This is a genomic window from Vibrio sinaloensis (genome assembly GCF_000808535.1).
In the GTDB taxonomy this organism is placed as follows: Bacteria; Pseudomonadota; Gammaproteobacteria; order Enterobacterales; family Vibrionaceae; genus Vibrio; species Vibrio sinaloensis_D.
This window is the reverse complement of the sequence record NZ_JWLV01000023.1, coordinates 1-14778: the sequence shown is the minus strand read 5'-3', so window position 1 is coordinate 14778 and position 14778 is coordinate 1. Positions and strand designations below refer to the sequence as shown.

13 protein-coding genes and 1 pseudogene are annotated in these 14778 nt (G+C 44.4%); 9 read left to right on the top strand and 5 right to left on the bottom strand.

Annotation, left to right across the window (positions count from 1 at the left end; all coding sequences use genetic code 11):
• Positions 1 to 8 precede the first annotated feature (8 nt).
• Positions 9 to 593 (top strand): uracil-DNA glycosylase family protein, encoded by a 585-nt coding sequence (locus RJ47_RS13455; protein ID WP_039484400.1) that lies wholly within the window; start codon positions 9 to 11, stop codon positions 591 to 593.
• 37 nt (positions 594 to 630) lie between these two features.
• Here RJ47_RS13455 and RJ47_RS13450 read toward each other — a convergent pair whose 3' ends face one another.
• From RJ47_RS13450 to RJ47_RS13435, 4 genes are all read right to left on the bottom strand, one after another.
• The gene (locus RJ47_RS13450) at positions 631 to 1797 is read right to left on the bottom strand and encodes a nucleotide sugar dehydrogenase (RefSeq protein WP_039484398.1); all 1167 of its coding nucleotides are present in this window, start codon (positions 1795 to 1797) and stop codon (positions 631 to 633) included.
• Between the two features lie 236 nt (positions 1798 to 2033).
• Positions 2034 to 3680: a chaperonin GroEL gene (groL, locus tag RJ47_RS13445; protein WP_005471093.1), complete on the bottom strand. Its 1647-nt coding sequence runs from the start codon at positions 3678 to 3680 to the stop codon at positions 2034 to 2036.
• Positions 3681 to 3755: 75 nt separating this feature from the next.
• Positions 3756 to 4046, bottom strand: a complete 291-nt coding sequence (locus RJ47_RS13440) for a co-chaperone GroES (RefSeq protein WP_005471099.1) — start codon at positions 4044 to 4046, stop codon at positions 3756 to 3758.
• A 249-nt stretch (positions 4047 to 4295) separates the two neighbouring features.
• Positions 4296 to 4628, bottom strand: coding sequence for a DUF3135 domain-containing protein (locus RJ47_RS13435; protein WP_005471095.1), 333 nt, complete (start codon positions 4626 to 4628; stop codon positions 4296 to 4298).
• A gap of 398 nt (positions 4629 to 5026) precedes the next feature.
• Between RJ47_RS13435 and RJ47_RS13430 the strand changes: the two genes are divergently transcribed.
• The 8 genes from RJ47_RS13430 (at position 5027) to RJ47_RS13395 (ending at position 14598) form a co-directional block, all read left to right on the top strand.
• A complete protein-coding gene (locus RJ47_RS13430) occupies positions 5027 to 6160 on the top strand; it encodes a polysaccharide export protein (RefSeq protein ID WP_039484395.1) in 1134 nt (377 codons plus the stop codon).
• A 59-nt stretch (positions 6161 to 6219) separates the two neighbouring features.
• On the top strand, positions 6220 to 6660 hold the full coding sequence (locus tag RJ47_RS13425; protein WP_005471015.1) for a phosphotyrosine protein phosphatase: 441 nt from the start codon (positions 6220 to 6222) through the stop codon (positions 6658 to 6660).
• A gap of 37 nt (positions 6661 to 6697) precedes the next feature.
• Positions 6698 to 8860: a polysaccharide biosynthesis tyrosine autokinase gene (locus RJ47_RS13420; protein WP_038213118.1), complete on the top strand. Its 2163-nt coding sequence runs from the start codon at positions 6698 to 6700 to the stop codon at positions 8858 to 8860.
• Between the two features lie 143 nt (positions 8861 to 9003).
• A complete protein-coding gene (locus RJ47_RS13415; RefSeq protein WP_038213121.1) occupies positions 9004 to 9258 on the top strand; it encodes a hypothetical protein in 255 nt (84 codons plus the stop codon).
• Between the two features lie 91 nt (positions 9259 to 9349).
• Positions 9350 to 10009 (top strand): YjbF family lipoprotein, encoded by a 660-nt coding sequence (locus RJ47_RS13410; RefSeq protein WP_039484393.1) that lies wholly within the window; start codon positions 9350 to 9352, stop codon positions 10007 to 10009.
• Positions 10010 to 10014: 5 nt separating this feature from the next.
• The gene (locus tag RJ47_RS13405) at positions 10015 to 10788 is read left to right on the top strand and encodes a capsule biosynthesis GfcC family protein (protein WP_231565956.1); all 774 of its coding nucleotides are present in this window, start codon (positions 10015 to 10017) and stop codon (positions 10786 to 10788) included.
• The gene (locus tag RJ47_RS13400; protein ID WP_039484392.1) at positions 10785 to 12983 is read left to right on the top strand and encodes a YjbH domain-containing protein; all 2199 of its coding nucleotides are present in this window, start codon (positions 10785 to 10787) and stop codon (positions 12981 to 12983) included. The genes RJ47_RS13405 and RJ47_RS13400 overlap by 4 nt, the downstream gene beginning before the upstream one ends.
• 169 nt (positions 12984 to 13152) lie before the next feature.
• Positions 13153 to 14598, top strand: coding sequence for a hypothetical protein (locus tag RJ47_RS13395; RefSeq protein ID WP_039484389.1), 1446 nt, complete (start codon positions 13153 to 13155; stop codon positions 14596 to 14598).
• 32 nt (positions 14599 to 14630) lie between these two features.
• On the opposite strand, the pseudogene RJ47_RS21545 reads toward RJ47_RS13395, so the two are convergent.
• Positions 14631 to 14778, bottom strand: a pseudogene (locus RJ47_RS21545) (IS4 family transposase); the annotation flags it as partial.

The window sequence follows — 14778 nt, the reverse complement described above, 5'->3', positions numbered from 1 at the left end:
GGCCCAGCATGAGCAAACTAGAACAACTTTTATATCAAGTTAGACAATGCGATATCTGCAAGCCTCACTTAGAGCATGGCTGTAACCCCGTTATTCAAGCAAGCCCATCAGCAAAGCTGCTCATTATAGGTCAGGCACCAGGGCTGAAAGTACATCAAACCTCCATTCCTTGGAATGACCCCAGCGGTGATAGACTAAGGGAGTGGTTACAGTTGGACAAAGCCCAGTTTTACAACAAGAAACAAATTGCGATTATGCCGATGGGGCTTTGCTACCCAGGGAAAGGAAAAAGCGGCGACCTTCCCCCAAGAAAAGAGTGCGCTCCAACTTGGCATAGTGCAATTCTAAAGCAGTTACCAAACGTCGGCATGACGCTACTCATCGGGCAATATGCGCAGAATTACTACCTAGATGACAAACCGAATACACTGACAGAAACGGTTAAAGACTGGCACCGATGGGCACCTCATTACCTGCCTTTACCTCATCCGTCACCGAGAAACACGCTGTGGCTAAAAAGAAACCCGTGGTTTGAGGAGGAAGTAGTTCCGTATATAAGGCAATATGTTCATCAGCATCTCAAAAACAAATAAAGCTCCATTTGGAGCTTTATTTGTTAAGGGGTTTTAGCTAGTCAGAACCAAACAAATCGCGGGTGTATACTTTGTCTGCCACGTCGACCAACTCTTCAGCCATGCGATTGGAAACAATAACATCCGACTGCGCTTTAAACGCTTCCAAGTCGCGAATGACCTTGGAGTGGAAAAACTCGTCTTCTTCCAGCACAGGTTCATAAACCACAACGGTAATCCCTTTCGCTTTCAGTCGCTTCATAATGCCTTGGATGGATGAGGCTCTGAAGTTGTCCGAACCAGCTTTCATAATTAAGCGATAGATACCCACCACTTCAGGGTTGCGTTTAAGAATAGCGTCTGCGACAAAGTCTTTGCGCGTTCGGTTTGCTTCAACGATCGCACCAATAATGTTGTTTGGAACTTCTTGGTAATTTGCAAGTAGCTGCTTAGTGTCTTTTGGCAAGCAGTAGCCACCATAGCCAAATGAAGGGTTATTGTAGTGATTGCCAATACGCGGGTCTAAGCCAACCCCTTGGATGATTTGACGACTGTCCAAGCCATGCGCTTCAGCATACGAGTCTAGCTCATTAAAGTAAGCAACTCGCATAGCAAGATAAGTATTGGAGAACAGCTTAACCGCTTCTGCTTCAGTGGAGTTAGTCAGCAGAACTTCAATATCCTGCTTCTGTGCCCCTTCAACCAACAAGTTAGCAAACTCTTGTGCACGCTCACTTTGCTCACCTACGATAATACGTGATGGATGTAAGTTGTCGTAAAGTGCCTTACCTTCGCGAAGAAATTCCGGAGAGAAAATCAGATTGTCACAGCCTAATTCTTGTTTAACACGTTCGGTATAACCAACTGGAACGGTGGACTTAATGATCATCACTGCATCAGGGTTGATTAACATGACATCTTTTATCACAGATTCCACTGACGAAGTATTGAAGTAGTTTGTCACCGGATCGTAATCAGTCGGTGTCGCAATCACCACAAAACGAGCATCTTGATAGGCGAGTTGCTTATCCGTGGTCGCGACAAAGTTTAGCGACCGATTGGTAAGAAAGTCCTCTATCTCTGCATCTACAATTGGTGACACTTTGTTGTTCAATAACTCAACTTTCTTCTCTACAACATCTAAAGCCACCACTTGATGGTTTTGCGCTAGTAACATTGCATTGGACAAACCGACATAACCTGTCCCTGCGACAGCAATTTTCATCGCTTACCTCTTAATAAAAAACTAATAGGTATTGTACGGCTCTACTTAAAATGTAAAGTCTGATTCCTACCCAAACACCCTTTAACGACTTAAAGGAAACTGACGAGATGCGCATAATATCATCAAGTTACAAAAAACTTAACTTAAACCAATATTACATTTGAGACACAGACTAAATACAAAAACGGAGACCGAAGTCTCCGTTTTCAATTTCACTATGAATAGCGAGGGGATGATTACATCATACCGCCCATGCCACCCATACCGCCCATACCACCCATATCAGGCATTGCAGGCGCGTCTTTCGCTGGTAGGTCAGTCACCATCGCTTCAGTTGTGATCATTAGACCCGCTACTGATGCTGCAAATTGAAGAGCGCTGCGAGTTACTTTAGTTGGATCTAGGATACCCATCTCGATCATGTCACCGTATTCGCCAGTTGCCGCGTTGTAACCGTAGTTACCTTCACCTGCGCGAACGTTGTTAGCAACAACAGACTCTTCATCACCTGCGTTCTTAGTGATTTGACGGATTGGCGCTTCCATTGCACGTAGTGCTACACGGATACCCACATTTTGCTCTTCGTTGTCACCTTCAAGGTTAGCCACTTTAGATGCTGCGCGAATAAGTGCGACACCACCACCAGCAACCACACCCTCTTCAACCGCTGCGCGAGTTGCGTGAAGTGCATCTTCGACGCGGTCTTTCTTCTCTTTCATTTCAACTTCAGTTGCTGCGCCAACTTTGATTACTGCAACACCGCCAGCTAGTTTAGCTACGCGCTCTTGTAGTTTCTCTTTGTCGTAATCTGACGTTGCTTCTTCGATTTGCTGACGGATTTGAGCAACACGACCTTGGATCATTGCTTCTTCACCCGCGCCATCGATGATGGTTGAGTTTTCTTTAGTGATAGTCACGCGCTTCGCTTGACCTAGGTCTTCTAGGACAACCTTCTCTAGCTCAAGACCAACTTCTTCAGAAATCACTGTACCGCCAGTTAGAATAGCGATGTCTTGTAGCATTGCTTTACGACGATCACCAAAACCAGGCGCTTTAACAGCGGCTACTTTCACGATGCCACGCATGTTGTTCACAACTAAAGTTGCCAGTGCCTCGCCTTCTACATCTTCAGCAATGATTAGAAGTGGGCGAGATGCTTTCGCTACTGCTTCTAACGTTGGCAGAAGCTCACGGATGTTCGACACTTTCTTATCGATAAGAAGGATGAATGGGCTTTCTAGGTCAACAGAACCTGCTTCTTGGTTGTTGATGAAGTAAGGGGATAGGTAACCGCGATCAAACTGCATACCTTCCACTACGTCTAGTTCATCTTGTAGAGCCTGACCTTCTTCAACAGTAATAACGCCATCACGACCTACTTTTTCCATCGCTTCAGCAATGATATTACCGACTGTCGCGTCAGAGTTCGCAGAGATAGTACCAACTTGAGCAATTGCTTTTGTATCTGCACATGGAACTGAAAGTGCTTTTAGCTCTTCAACCGCGGCAACTACTGCTTTATCGATGCCGCGCTTAAGATCCATTGGGTTCATACCCGCAGCGACGGCTTTAAGGCCTTCGTTAACGATAGCTTGCGCTAGTACGGTTGCCGTTGTTGTACCGTCACCCGCCGCGTCATTTGCCTGAGACGCGACTTCTTTAACCATTTGCGCGCCCATGTTTTGGAACTTGTCTTCAAGCTCGATTTCACGCGCGACAGACACACCATCTTTAGTGATCGTTGGTGCGCCGAATGATTTGTCTAGAACAACGTTACGGCCTTTAGGGCCTAGCGTTACTTTTACTGCGTCCGCTAGAACGTTTACGCCTTCTAGCATTTTAATACGTGCGTCGTTACCAAATTTAACGTCTTTAGCAGCCATCTTTAGTTTCCTTTTCTAAATTCTTAGTTTTGATTAGCAGTTGAATCTGAGCAAAAAATTACTCAATGATTGCTATTACTCAACGATCGCCATGATGTCGTTTTCAGACATCACTAGCACTTCTTTACCATCGATTTTTTCAGTCTTAGTGCCGTAGCCTTCAGCGAAGATAACCATGTCGCCAACTTTAACGTCCAATGGCAGCACTGTGCCGTTTTCTAGAATGCGGCCTTTGCCTACAGCTAGAACTACGCCGCGAGTTGATTTTTCTGCAGCTGAACCAGTCAAAACAATGCCACCTGCTGATTTAGATTCAACTTCTTGACGTTCTACGATAACTCGGTCGTGTAATGGACGAATGTTCATCGGTCGTCTCTCCTGAAATGTCTATGTTTGATTTGATAAGCGGCTTTGAAAGCCTTGTGGTAACTATATGTGGGACGGTTTTAGTAAACCCAAGGGCACAGGAGAGATTTTTTGTGATCAAGCTCAGATAAGAAAGAAGTAAGAACGGTGCAAAGGAAGAGCAAACTAGCGTAGCAATCTGCGAAGTGAAGGCGTTGCTGGCAAAGCTAAACGCCTAATCCTATCCATCAACTGCAAAGCGAATTAGGCTTATCGCCAAGAATCAAATGGAATAACTTCGGCATCTGATTTAGGTTCATCGTAGCCGTCTTGCTCAATCACATCTTGGAATTTGATCATTTGGGAAACAAGTTCTCTCATAAGAAGAACGTTGGCCTGATTAGGATTTTTGCAATGGTTCACAACCCTATCGATATGGCTTTGCTGGGCCCAAAGCCGATCCTGCATTGCGTCGGACGCAGACAAAATCAACTCTTCACACATATCCTGCTTAAATTGGCGAAACGCTTCTGGGTTTTGCTGCGCCAACTCAACTAACTCATCAAACGGGGGGAGAGTTTGGTTTACTAGTGGTGAGCTCATACTGCCTCCTTGGTGTTGATTCTTCTATCAACAAGATACAATAATAATAGTCGATAACAGCCAATCGCCTAGTCACTTCACCGCTCGTCTTAATAATGAGACAAAAGTTCGAAGAGAAGGGGCTGCTCTCACCAAAGTAGACCTTCATACTGATACCTCTCTATGCGTGCCCACTCAAATCCGGAACCTTTCTCCCACTATTTATGCGTTCATAATTGCAGCAGCGCTGATTGTATGGATAATTAGGTGATTAACCGTATGCATAGTACAATCGCCGCAAACACTTCTAGACAACAATTGTTTACAGAATATTGAAGTTTGGCATGTGCTTTTTATTTAAACTCTTCTATTACGACATGAAGGTTGTAATACATAATTAATTTAATGACTTAGCAAACATGGAATTTAAAAAAAAGCTTTTGCTTGCGATGGTAATCCCAGCGTTATTGGCAGGATGTACAACTCCAGGCTCACATCTCTCGACAGACAATAAAAACATCGTCGAAACAGAAACAAATCAAGAATCCACGGTTTCTGAACAAGTTAACCTCTATCCACTTACTGCTCAGACCGTTAGCACGCTGCCTAAAGAGCGCAGCTTTGTATCCCAAGCCAACCCTGAATTAGATCAAATGATCGCCAACTACGAGTATCGAGTTGGCCCTGGCGATATCTTGAATGTTACCGTGTGGGATCACCCAGAACTTACGATTCCTGCCGGCTCATATCGCAGTGCTTCTGAATCAGGTAACTGGGTTCATGCTGATGGCACAATTTTCTACCCGTACATAGGCACTGTAGAAGTTAAAGGCAAAACCGTTCGTGAAATAAGAACTGATATTGCAGAACGTTTGGCCAAGTATCTGGAGAGCCCGCAAGTTGATGTAAGTGTAGCCTCATTTCGCTCGCAAAAAACTTACATTACTGGCGCAATATCTCAGCCAGGCCAGCAAGCGATTACTAACATTCCCCTTACGCTATTGGATGCTATCAATCACGCTGGTGGACTCGCAGAAGATGCCGATTGGCGCAATGTCACGCTTACGCGTAACGGGGTAGAAGAATCTCTTTCACTTTATGCTCTCATGCAGCGTGGTGACCTAAAGCAAAATCGCTTATTGCAATCTGGCGACATCATCCACGTACCTCGTGACGACAATCAAAAAGTGTTTGTTATGGGTGAAGTGAATGACCCTAAACTGCTGAAAATGGATCGCGCCGGCATGAGCCTCACTGAGGCGCTCAGCAATGTGGGTGGTATTAATGAGCTATCAGCGGATGCAACAGGCGTATTTGTAATTCGCACAGCAGGTGACAAATCCGAACACCTTGCTGATATTTTCCAACTGAATATCAAAGATGCGTCCGCACTAGTGATTGGTACAGAGTTTGATCTTAAGCCTTACGATATTGTCTACGTTACCGCTGCGCCACTTACCCGTTGGAATCGCGTGATCAGTCAATTAATGCCAACAATCACTGGCTTTAACGAGCTTACCGAAGGTGCATTACGTATCAAGACTTGGCCGTAATATCCAGTTGAATTAAATGGAGCTCCCGGCAAGCTAAACTCTTGCTGGGAAATGAAGATATGTTTAATAAAATTCTCGTCGTCTGTGTAGGCAACATTTGTCGCTCTCCAACTGGTGAGCGAGTTTTACAAAAGTTACTTCCTGAAAAACACATTGCTTCTGCCGGTATCGCCGCCGAAAAGAGTGGGCTTGTCGGTAAGTCTGCTGACAATATGGCAACGGAGCTTGCCGCAGAAAATGATGTTGACTTAACTGGGCACCAAGCTCAACAACTTACCTCTTCGCTGTGCGCGCAATACGACCTAATTTTGGTTATGGAGAAAGGACATATGGAAGCGTTGACCTCAATTGCACCAGAAGCTCGAGGAAAAACCATGCTATTCGGCCAATGGATTGGACAACAGGACATACCCGACCCTTTCCGTCAAAGTCGAGAAGCCTTTGAACACGCTTACCAACTTATTGAAAAATCTGCAGAGGCATGGGCTAAAAAGCTCTAACTCCACGTTGCCAGGAATTAAAGAACCTTAATACATTATGACAACACAACAATCTCGACAAACAACCGATAATTCCTCTGACGAAATCGATCTAGGGAAATTGCTTGGAATTTTATTGGACGCGAAGTGGCTAATTATCGTTGTGACAGCCATTTTTGCCGTAGCTGGGGTAGCCATTGCTCTGCTTTCAACTCCAATTTACAAAGCGGATGCTTTGATTCAGATCGAGCAAAAGAGCTCTGGTGGTATTTCTGCTATGGTCGGCGATATGGGGGAACTCTTTTCACAAGAATCTTCCGCGACTACCGAAATTGAAATTATTAAATCCCGCATGATCCTGGGTGATACGGTTGACAAGTTTAATCTTACGACCGTTGCCTCACCATCATACCTACCGCTTGTGGGTAAAGGCATTGCTCGTCTAAGTGGTGACCTCAATCGGATCACCATTAGCCGCTATGAACTACCTGACTACGCACTGGGGATGGAGCACAAGCTCATCGTTCTTGATGCAGATAAAAAACAGTATCAACTGGTGCGTGAAGATGAGCGCGTGGTTCTTGAAGGTACAGCAGGTAAACTCGCACAAAACGAAGACTACACTCTGTTTGTTACGGATCTTCAATCAAGTACTGGATTTGAATTTGGTATTGCTAAGCGTTCTCGTTTAGAAGCGATTGAATGGTTAAAGCGCAACCTTTCTATTAGCGAGCGCGGTAAGCAAACGGGTATTTTAAATATTAGCTTTGAAGGTGAAGACCGCACATTAATCAGCGACATTCTGAACCATATTAGCCAAACCTATTTCTTGCAAAATGTTGAGCGTAACTCTGCTGAAGCAGAAAAAAGCTTAACGTTTTTAAAACAACATTTGCCGGAAATAAAAACGAACTTAACCTCTTCAGAAGATATCCTCAATCAATATCGCCAAGAGAACGAGTCGGTAGATTTAGGTCTTGAAGCGCAATCGACACTGAAAGTGATGGTGGAACTTGAAGCGCAGTTAAATGAGTTGACCTTTAAAGAAAGCGACATTAGCCAGCGCTTTACCAAAGATCACCCAGCGTACCGTTCACTGCTAGACAAACGTCAAACACTACTTAATGAAAAAGAGCGCCTCAATCAACAAGTACAAAAACTACCTAAGACTCAGCGCGAAATTCTTCGTATGACGCGTGATGTGGAAGTCAACCAACAGATCTACATCCAACTACTCAACAAGGTTCAAGAGCTGAGCATTATCAAAGCTGGTACTGTGGGGAACGTACGCATCCTCGATTCAGCTCAAACTTACATGGTCCCAGTTAAACCTAAGAAGCCATTGATTGCAGTACTTGCTACTCTATTGGGCGGTATGTTGAGCGTTGCCTTTGTATTAGTAAAAGCTGCGTTTCATCGTGGCGTTGAGAACCCGGATGAAATTGAACAGATTGGCCTATCGGTGTATGCAAGTGTGCCACGTTCAGAGATGCAAGAGAGCCTCTTTAGTAAGGTGAAGAAGAAACACCGAGACGGTCAAATGGCACTGCTCGCCGAAGCTAACCCTGCCGATCTTTCTGTAGAAGCCCTACGCGGTCTGCGTACTAGTTTGCACTTTGCCATGATGGAAGCAGACAATAATGTATTGATGATTTCCGGTCCCGCACCTGGTATTGGTAAGTCTTTTGTATCAACTAACTTTGCCGCAGTCGCGGCTAAAACCGGTCAACGCGTACTATTGATTGATGCGGATATGCGTAAAGGCTACCTACAGAAACCTTTTGGTTTAAAGTGGGACAATGGTTTGTCGGATCTACTGAGTGGCAAAATCGATACAGCACAATCAATAAAAACTACTTCCATAGAAAATCTGGATATCATTGCTCGCGGGCAAGTTCCGCCGAACCCGTCCGAACTGCTAATGCACCGACGTTTCAAAGAGCTATTAGATTGGGCGAGCAGTGAGTATGACCTAGTTATTGTCGATACCCCACCAGTACTTGCAGTGACTGACCCGAGTATTGTTGGTGCACTGGCTGGCACAACATTAATGGTGGCGCGATTTGGCCAAAATACGGTCAAAGAGATCGATGTTGCACGCGACCGATTTGAAAAAGCGGGTATCGAAGTGAAAGGCGTGATCTTGAACGCTGTCGAGAAAAAGGCCTCTAGCTCTTATGGCTACGGTTACTACAACTATGCTTATAAGAGTGATAGCTAAACATAGCTGCGATAGCCTGCTGGTATGTAAAACAAGTTGTTAACTATTTTACACTTTGCCTGATGTCGCATAGAATAAGCAACGGAGTGATTAAAATTCCTCCAACATCGATGTTAAAACTGTAAATTTACAAGGATAATTTTATGAAGAATATTGCTCTAGCAATGTTAGTTGCACTAGGTGCAGCAACAAATGCATTTGCTGCTGGTGAAGCTGGTGTAGCAACTGCTGGTGGTGCAAGCGGTGGTGCTGCTGGTGGTGCTGCGGCAGCTGGCGTTGCAGGCGGTGCTGCGGCAACTACGGCAGCGGTAACTGTTGCAGCTGCTGTAGCCGTTGGCGTTGTTGCTGTAGCTTCATCTGACAACGACGGTACTGACGGTACTGACGGTACTAACTAATCCGTAGTACTAACTGGCAAACACCCTTAGCATCGCTAAGGGTGTTTTTTTAGTTTTCTGTAATCACCTCTGTCATTGTCAGGATGAACAAATGACTTACTTTCGTAGTGCACTCCTAATCCTATTTGTTTTTTTCTTGTCTGGGTGCTCCCAACGCTTTCAAGATGTTAATTCAACACTTGATGAAGCTCTGTTTGGCTTTGACGATTTCACCCATGATCAAGAATATGTCGCAGGTCTGCCTTATGCCAGCATGTACGTGCGCATTAATCAAGGGCCGCAGCTCTTTATGGTGCTTGCCTACGCAGAAACAAACCCTGTGACGGGTAATACTCAGCTAAAATGGTTTTCTAGCGACAAAGCAATGATCACCACAGAAAACGGCCGTATTGTCAAAACCAATCGCCTTCCTGGTGCCAATCTCGTTGGACTATCCTCTTCTACCCAGCTTGCTGTACCGACAAGCGACACAATAGCTTGGCAAGCAGAATATGATTGGCAACCGAATTACCATTTTTCTCAGCGTGCTCAGGTAGAAAGCTACCCTGTTGGTACAGGGGTGACGAAGTCCCTATTGTGGGAAAAACAAACCCGTCATATTAAAGAAGTTGTTACCTTCAATCACAGTCAACAAGTGATGGAAAACAATTACTGGATTGATGAGCGAGGTAGCGTAGTAAAAAGTCATCAACAGTTAATCCCTCACCTTTTAGAAGTTGAGTTTGAAGTATTAAAGCCTTACGTTGAGTAATTACTATGAATCGATTATTAGACAAGCGTGTCAAATCTATACTAGGCAGAATGTTACTTGGCTGTTTACTTATTCCGGCTCCAGTTTATGCCACAGAGTTAAGCATATCTCTTCCTGCTGATCAGCTAGCCCTAGAGTACCCTCACCCCGTTCGCATTGAGCAAGTGTTTACTGATGTCATTGCTCTGCAAGGGGCAACACAACCGACTGTTTACCCTCTTGCCAATCAATTGTTTAATTTAAACAAACAGTTTCAAGCTGATGTGGAGAAGCAAGACGTACTTGAACAACTGAAAGCTCTAGCCGATAGACAGCTCATTTCAGCAGAAGCAGCAGGGGTACTCAAACTACAGATTCAAAGCTGGGACGTCGCTTATCGAGAGAAGATTGACCTCGACTTTGACCAAATACGGACCGATGCTGCCGACAACCCGATGCTTCAAGGCAATTACGAGTTGATTACTCCAGAGCGCACTCGGACGATCTCATTTGAAGGCGCTTTGTATACACCGCAAGACGTAGAGTTTGACGAGTCATTATCGCTCTCTGGTTACCTTAGCCGACTCAATCTACTCAAAAAAGCTCATCCGAGTTACGCGTGGGTTATTTACCCTGATGGGAACTTTGTGCGTAGCGGATATGCTTATTGGAACAGTCAAAATACATCACTCACTCCAGGCAGTGTTATTTTTATTGGTTTCAACTCTAGCAACAAAGAAGTACAGCAACTTGAACAGCAAATTGTTCAGCTAATCACAATGAGAAGAAGTGCAAAATGAAAAACAACAAACCCACTTTAATCCTCTCCACGCTGACTCTTCTTTCTGTACCGACTTTTGCAAGTGATGCGACTTGGAAAGTCTCGCAAACTGACTTCGGCGGCACAGGCCTTATACAAACGCCAACCGCTCGGATGGCAGCTGAAGGCGAATTCAATATGGGGGCGAGCTTCAATGATGATTATCATCATTATATGGTGTCTCTACAATTAATGAGTTGGCTTGAAACCACGATTCGCTACACCCGAGTTCCCGATCTGTATTTCAGTAATGATCCTGAATACAGCGGCGATAACTCGTATACCGACAAAGGTATTGATTTTAAAATTCGCTTACTTGAGGAAAGTTATTGGCTGCCAGAGACCTCTATAGGAGTACGTGATTTTGGCGGAACCGGCTTATTTGACGCGGAATACCTTGCGGCAACTAAACGCTTTGGCAATCTTGATTTCACTCTTGGTTTGGGCTGGGGTTATTTGGGCCAAAGTGGTAATGTAACGAATCCATTTTGTAGATTCAGTGACAAGTATTGCACTCGACCAACTGACTTTAAAGGCACTGGCGGCAGTGTGGATTTTGAGCGTTGGTTTAAAGGTCCAGCTTCCGTGTTTGGTGGCATTGAATACCAGACCCCTCACCAGCCTTTGCGTATAAAGGTTGAGTACGACAGCAACGACTATAGCCAAGATTTCCCTGTCACCCGTGGCGGTAAGTCCATGCCTCAGCATACTCCTTGGAACTTTGGGGTGAACTACCGCTTGACCGATTGGGCAGATGCGAAACTGAGCTATCAACGTGGGGATACTTTGACACTGGGCTTTAACATCGACACCAACTTCAATGAAATGAAAGCCATTTGGCGTGATGAGCCAAAACCACAGGCTCAACTCAGACCAACAGAAGCAGACACTGATTGGCAGATCGTTGCTAAGCAAATCGAGCGCAACGCGGGATACAAGCAAAATACTCTAACGAAAGAGGGTGATACGCTTACCGTAAAAGGTGAACAAAGAAAGTACCGCGACAGAAACGAAGCGTTGGATCGCACTGCAGCCATTTTGTCTAACAACAGCGATGACTCAATTAAAACATTTAAAGTCGTCGAGACCCAAGATGGAATGACACTGACGGAGACAACCATCGATCGTAGGCAGTACCTCGAAGCAGCCAATCATATGGCAATCGATGCAAACGTTGAAGATAGCTTTTCAACGTCTGAACCTACTGAGGAAACCACAACAGATACACTCGCTTCAACCAAACAACGATGGGATTACGGCATCGATCCTGTGCTCAAACAAAGCATTGGTGCACCGGAAGATTTTTACTTGTACAGCATCGGCCTTAACGCGAAGTCTAACTTTTGGCTTGCGGATAATCTTGAGTTAGCTGGCTCTGTTTATTTCAACTTAACCGACAACTACGACAAGTTTAACTACGTTGAGTACTCACCGCACGTGCGCAACTATGCTACGCCTCGTGTGCGTACTATGTTCCGAGCCTATGTGCACGACAACCCAATCCGTTTGAACAGATTGCAACTCACTTGGTTTGAGCAACCAACCAAGTCGGTTTACACCCAAATATATGGCGGCTACTTGGAATCCATGTTTGCCGGTGTAGGTGGTGAAGTACTCTATCGACCACTCAACGCCAATTGGGCAATCGGTGCGGATGCTAACTTAGTAAGCCAGCGAGATCCTGATTCCTGGTTTAGTACTTTTAGCGAAGACTACTTCTTTTACGATGAAGCCGCATGTAACGCCCCTATCCCGCAATGCCAAGCCTATGTATTGAGCCAAGGTACAACTGGTCACGTGACTGGCTACTATATGCCGCAGTGGCAATTCTTAGACAGCATCTTGTTGAAAGTGAGTGCGGGTAAATTCCTTGGTGGCGATATGGGAGCTCGCATCGACTTTTCGAAACAGTTTAAGTCAGGAGTTATTGTTGGTGCGTACGCCACCTTTACCGATTTAACGGCAGAAGAATATGGTGAAGGCAGTTACAACAAAGGCTTCTACGTCTCAATTCCGATGGACATCATGACCATCAAGCCGAGCACGAGTCGAGCACAAATTGCTTGGGAACCGATCACTCGTGATGGTGGCCAAATGCTTCGCAAGCAGTACTACTTATTTGATAAGACTGATGCGAGATCGCAATGGGGCCAAAGACCTAGTAGCGTTGAATAGCGATATTGTGAGCTAGTTTAAGGGCTGATGTGAGAACATCAGCCCTTTTTAGCTCTAGAGGCTAAGTGAAGTGTGATGAGATTCTACAATGCCCAAAGACCGAGCGTTCAAGGCACATTTATTGCTAGAAAGTTAGCAGACTAGAATGACTTAGGACAAAAAATTGACGATGAAAGCAGCAAAGAGTGCTCTATTACTGACCTTACCTGCCCTAATGGTAGGCTGTGGCGGCGGAAGCGGTGGAAGCAGTGGTGGTGGCAACGGTGGTGGCACAGCACCTACCACTTATACTTGGCAGTTTGTAGAAATGAGAGAAGATACGATGACAAATATGAATGCTATTTGTCGCAACTCTCAAGCAACAATTTTTAATGTCGATGATAGTTCGTCAGACCAGAATAGCTGGCAGTACATATTTGCAGTAAAAGCTCCTCTAGGAGAGCGCTCTTTAGAACGTATTTATATCTTCAATGCTGATGGGAGCCGCTATACGGAAAGCAATCTAAACAAAGATGATATAGATCCAATAGAAGGCACTCTTAAGTTTACCAAGAATGATATTCCTGATGGCGGTTATATCGCAGTAGTTGATCGCGTAGGAAATCAAGATAACATTCTTATTTTAGATAAAGGGTCTATTTCTGACGCCCTAATCAAAATCAATTACCCTCAAGGACAGCAGTCATGCATTACCAAAGGTGCATTGCTAGCTGACAACAATCTAAAAAAAGTGAACATTGGCTATGAAGGGCAACACGTAACATCAACCTCTGTAGAAACATATCTTGGAGGCAAGTCTCCAACACAAAGCAGCACATTAAAAAATGATATTAATGTGCTCGCGTCAAACGAGTACATTCTTGTATCGGGTTACGACACTAATCTAAATATCCTTGAATATGCTTATGTAGATAAAGGATCATTAATTAATTCGTCGTCTCCAGTAAATCCTAATACTGTTTTTCTAGAAGGCATTCAGGATACAACTACTATAGACTTTATGAATACAGCTAACGCCGTGTTTTCCGCTCTACACCTGAAATCCACATACCAAAATAACACTTTTGATTGGTTCAATTGGAATACTAGCAACACCTCTTTTACAACTAGGGCTCCTGAGAAAGCTGATTATTCATATGCAACACAATATAATGGAAGTCTAAACGGTTGGGATGTTCAGCACACAAAAACTATCGACAATGGTTATGTCAATATAAACCTTAGTAACCTAGACCCATCACCTTCAAGTGTCAGCTTGGATTGCTCAAACTCTAGCTGCCAACTCAATTTGTCAGATATAACTTCACTTGATACCACAGCACTAAAACTCACGTTTACTGAAGGTAACGCCAACTATACGGTCCATACCCAAGGAGACTTAGTCCTTCCTAGGATTCCAAACGTCAGCTATCCAGACCAAAATACTGCCCTGACAACTTCGCTTCTGATTAGTGAAACCAGCAATTCTGAGTTATCAACTGCATTTCGAGTTCTAGGAAATACTAGAGACTATCAACCAGCAAACAATTTTGTTGATTTGCTATTGGCACCCGCTGATGATTTACTCCATCAAAAAGTAATGCTGTCTCATGATTACACAATCATAACTAAATAAAAGAAAGGGCAGCGCTAACACGCTAATGCCGTTCACTTAAGGTGAGCGGCATTGTTTTTTCTAGGGTATCGGCTTGGTTTTTTCTTCACTACTCTAGGGAAGGATCTTTCCCGTCTTGGCTCTAATATTAAACTCTCGCTTATTGAGTAAAAGTTCTGAAGTTGCCTAGGTATTGCTCCT

Excerpts from the sequence above, each read along its gene's own strand:
- RJ47_RS13440 (WP_005471099.1), bottom strand. The coding sequence starts at position 4,046 with ATGAACATTCGTCCATTACACGACCGAGTTATCGTAGAACGTCAAGAA.
- RJ47_RS13455 (WP_039484400.1), top strand. The coding sequence starts at position 9 with ATGAGCAAACTAGAACAACTTTTATATCAAGTTAGACAATGCGATATC.
- groL (WP_005471093.1), bottom strand. The coding sequence starts at position 3,680 with ATGGCTGCTAAAGACGTTAAATTTGGTAACGACGCACGTATTAAAATG.
- RJ47_RS13395 (WP_039484389.1), top strand. The coding sequence starts at position 13,153 with ATGAAAGCAGCAAAGAGTGCTCTATTACTGACCTTACCTGCCCTAATG.
- RJ47_RS13425 (WP_005471015.1), top strand. The coding sequence starts at position 6,220 with ATGTTTAATAAAATTCTCGTCGTCTGTGTAGGCAACATTTGTCGCTCT.
- RJ47_RS13430 (WP_039484395.1), top strand. The coding sequence starts at position 5,027 with ATGGAATTTAAAAAAAAGCTTTTGCTTGCGATGGTAATCCCAGCGTTA.
- RJ47_RS13400 (WP_039484392.1), top strand. The coding sequence starts at position 10,785 with ATGAAAAACAACAAACCCACTTTAATCCTCTCCACGCTGACTCTTCTT.
- RJ47_RS13405 (WP_231565956.1), top strand. The coding sequence starts at position 10,015 with ATGAATCGATTATTAGACAAGCGTGTCAAATCTATACTAGGCAGAATG.
- RJ47_RS13420 (WP_038213118.1), top strand. The coding sequence starts at position 6,698 with ATGACAACACAACAATCTCGACAAACAACCGATAATTCCTCTGACGAA.
- RJ47_RS13410 (WP_039484393.1), top strand. The coding sequence starts at position 9,350 with ATGACTTACTTTCGTAGTGCACTCCTAATCCTATTTGTTTTTTTCTTG.
- RJ47_RS13450 (WP_039484398.1), bottom strand. The coding sequence starts at position 1,797 with ATGAAAATTGCTGTCGCAGGGACAGGTTATGTCGGTTTGTCCAATGCA.
- RJ47_RS13435 (WP_005471095.1), bottom strand. The coding sequence starts at position 4,628 with ATGAGCTCACCACTAGTAAACCAAACTCTCCCCCCGTTTGATGAGTTA.
- RJ47_RS13415 (WP_038213121.1), top strand. The coding sequence starts at position 9,004 with ATGAAGAATATTGCTCTAGCAATGTTAGTTGCACTAGGTGCAGCAACA.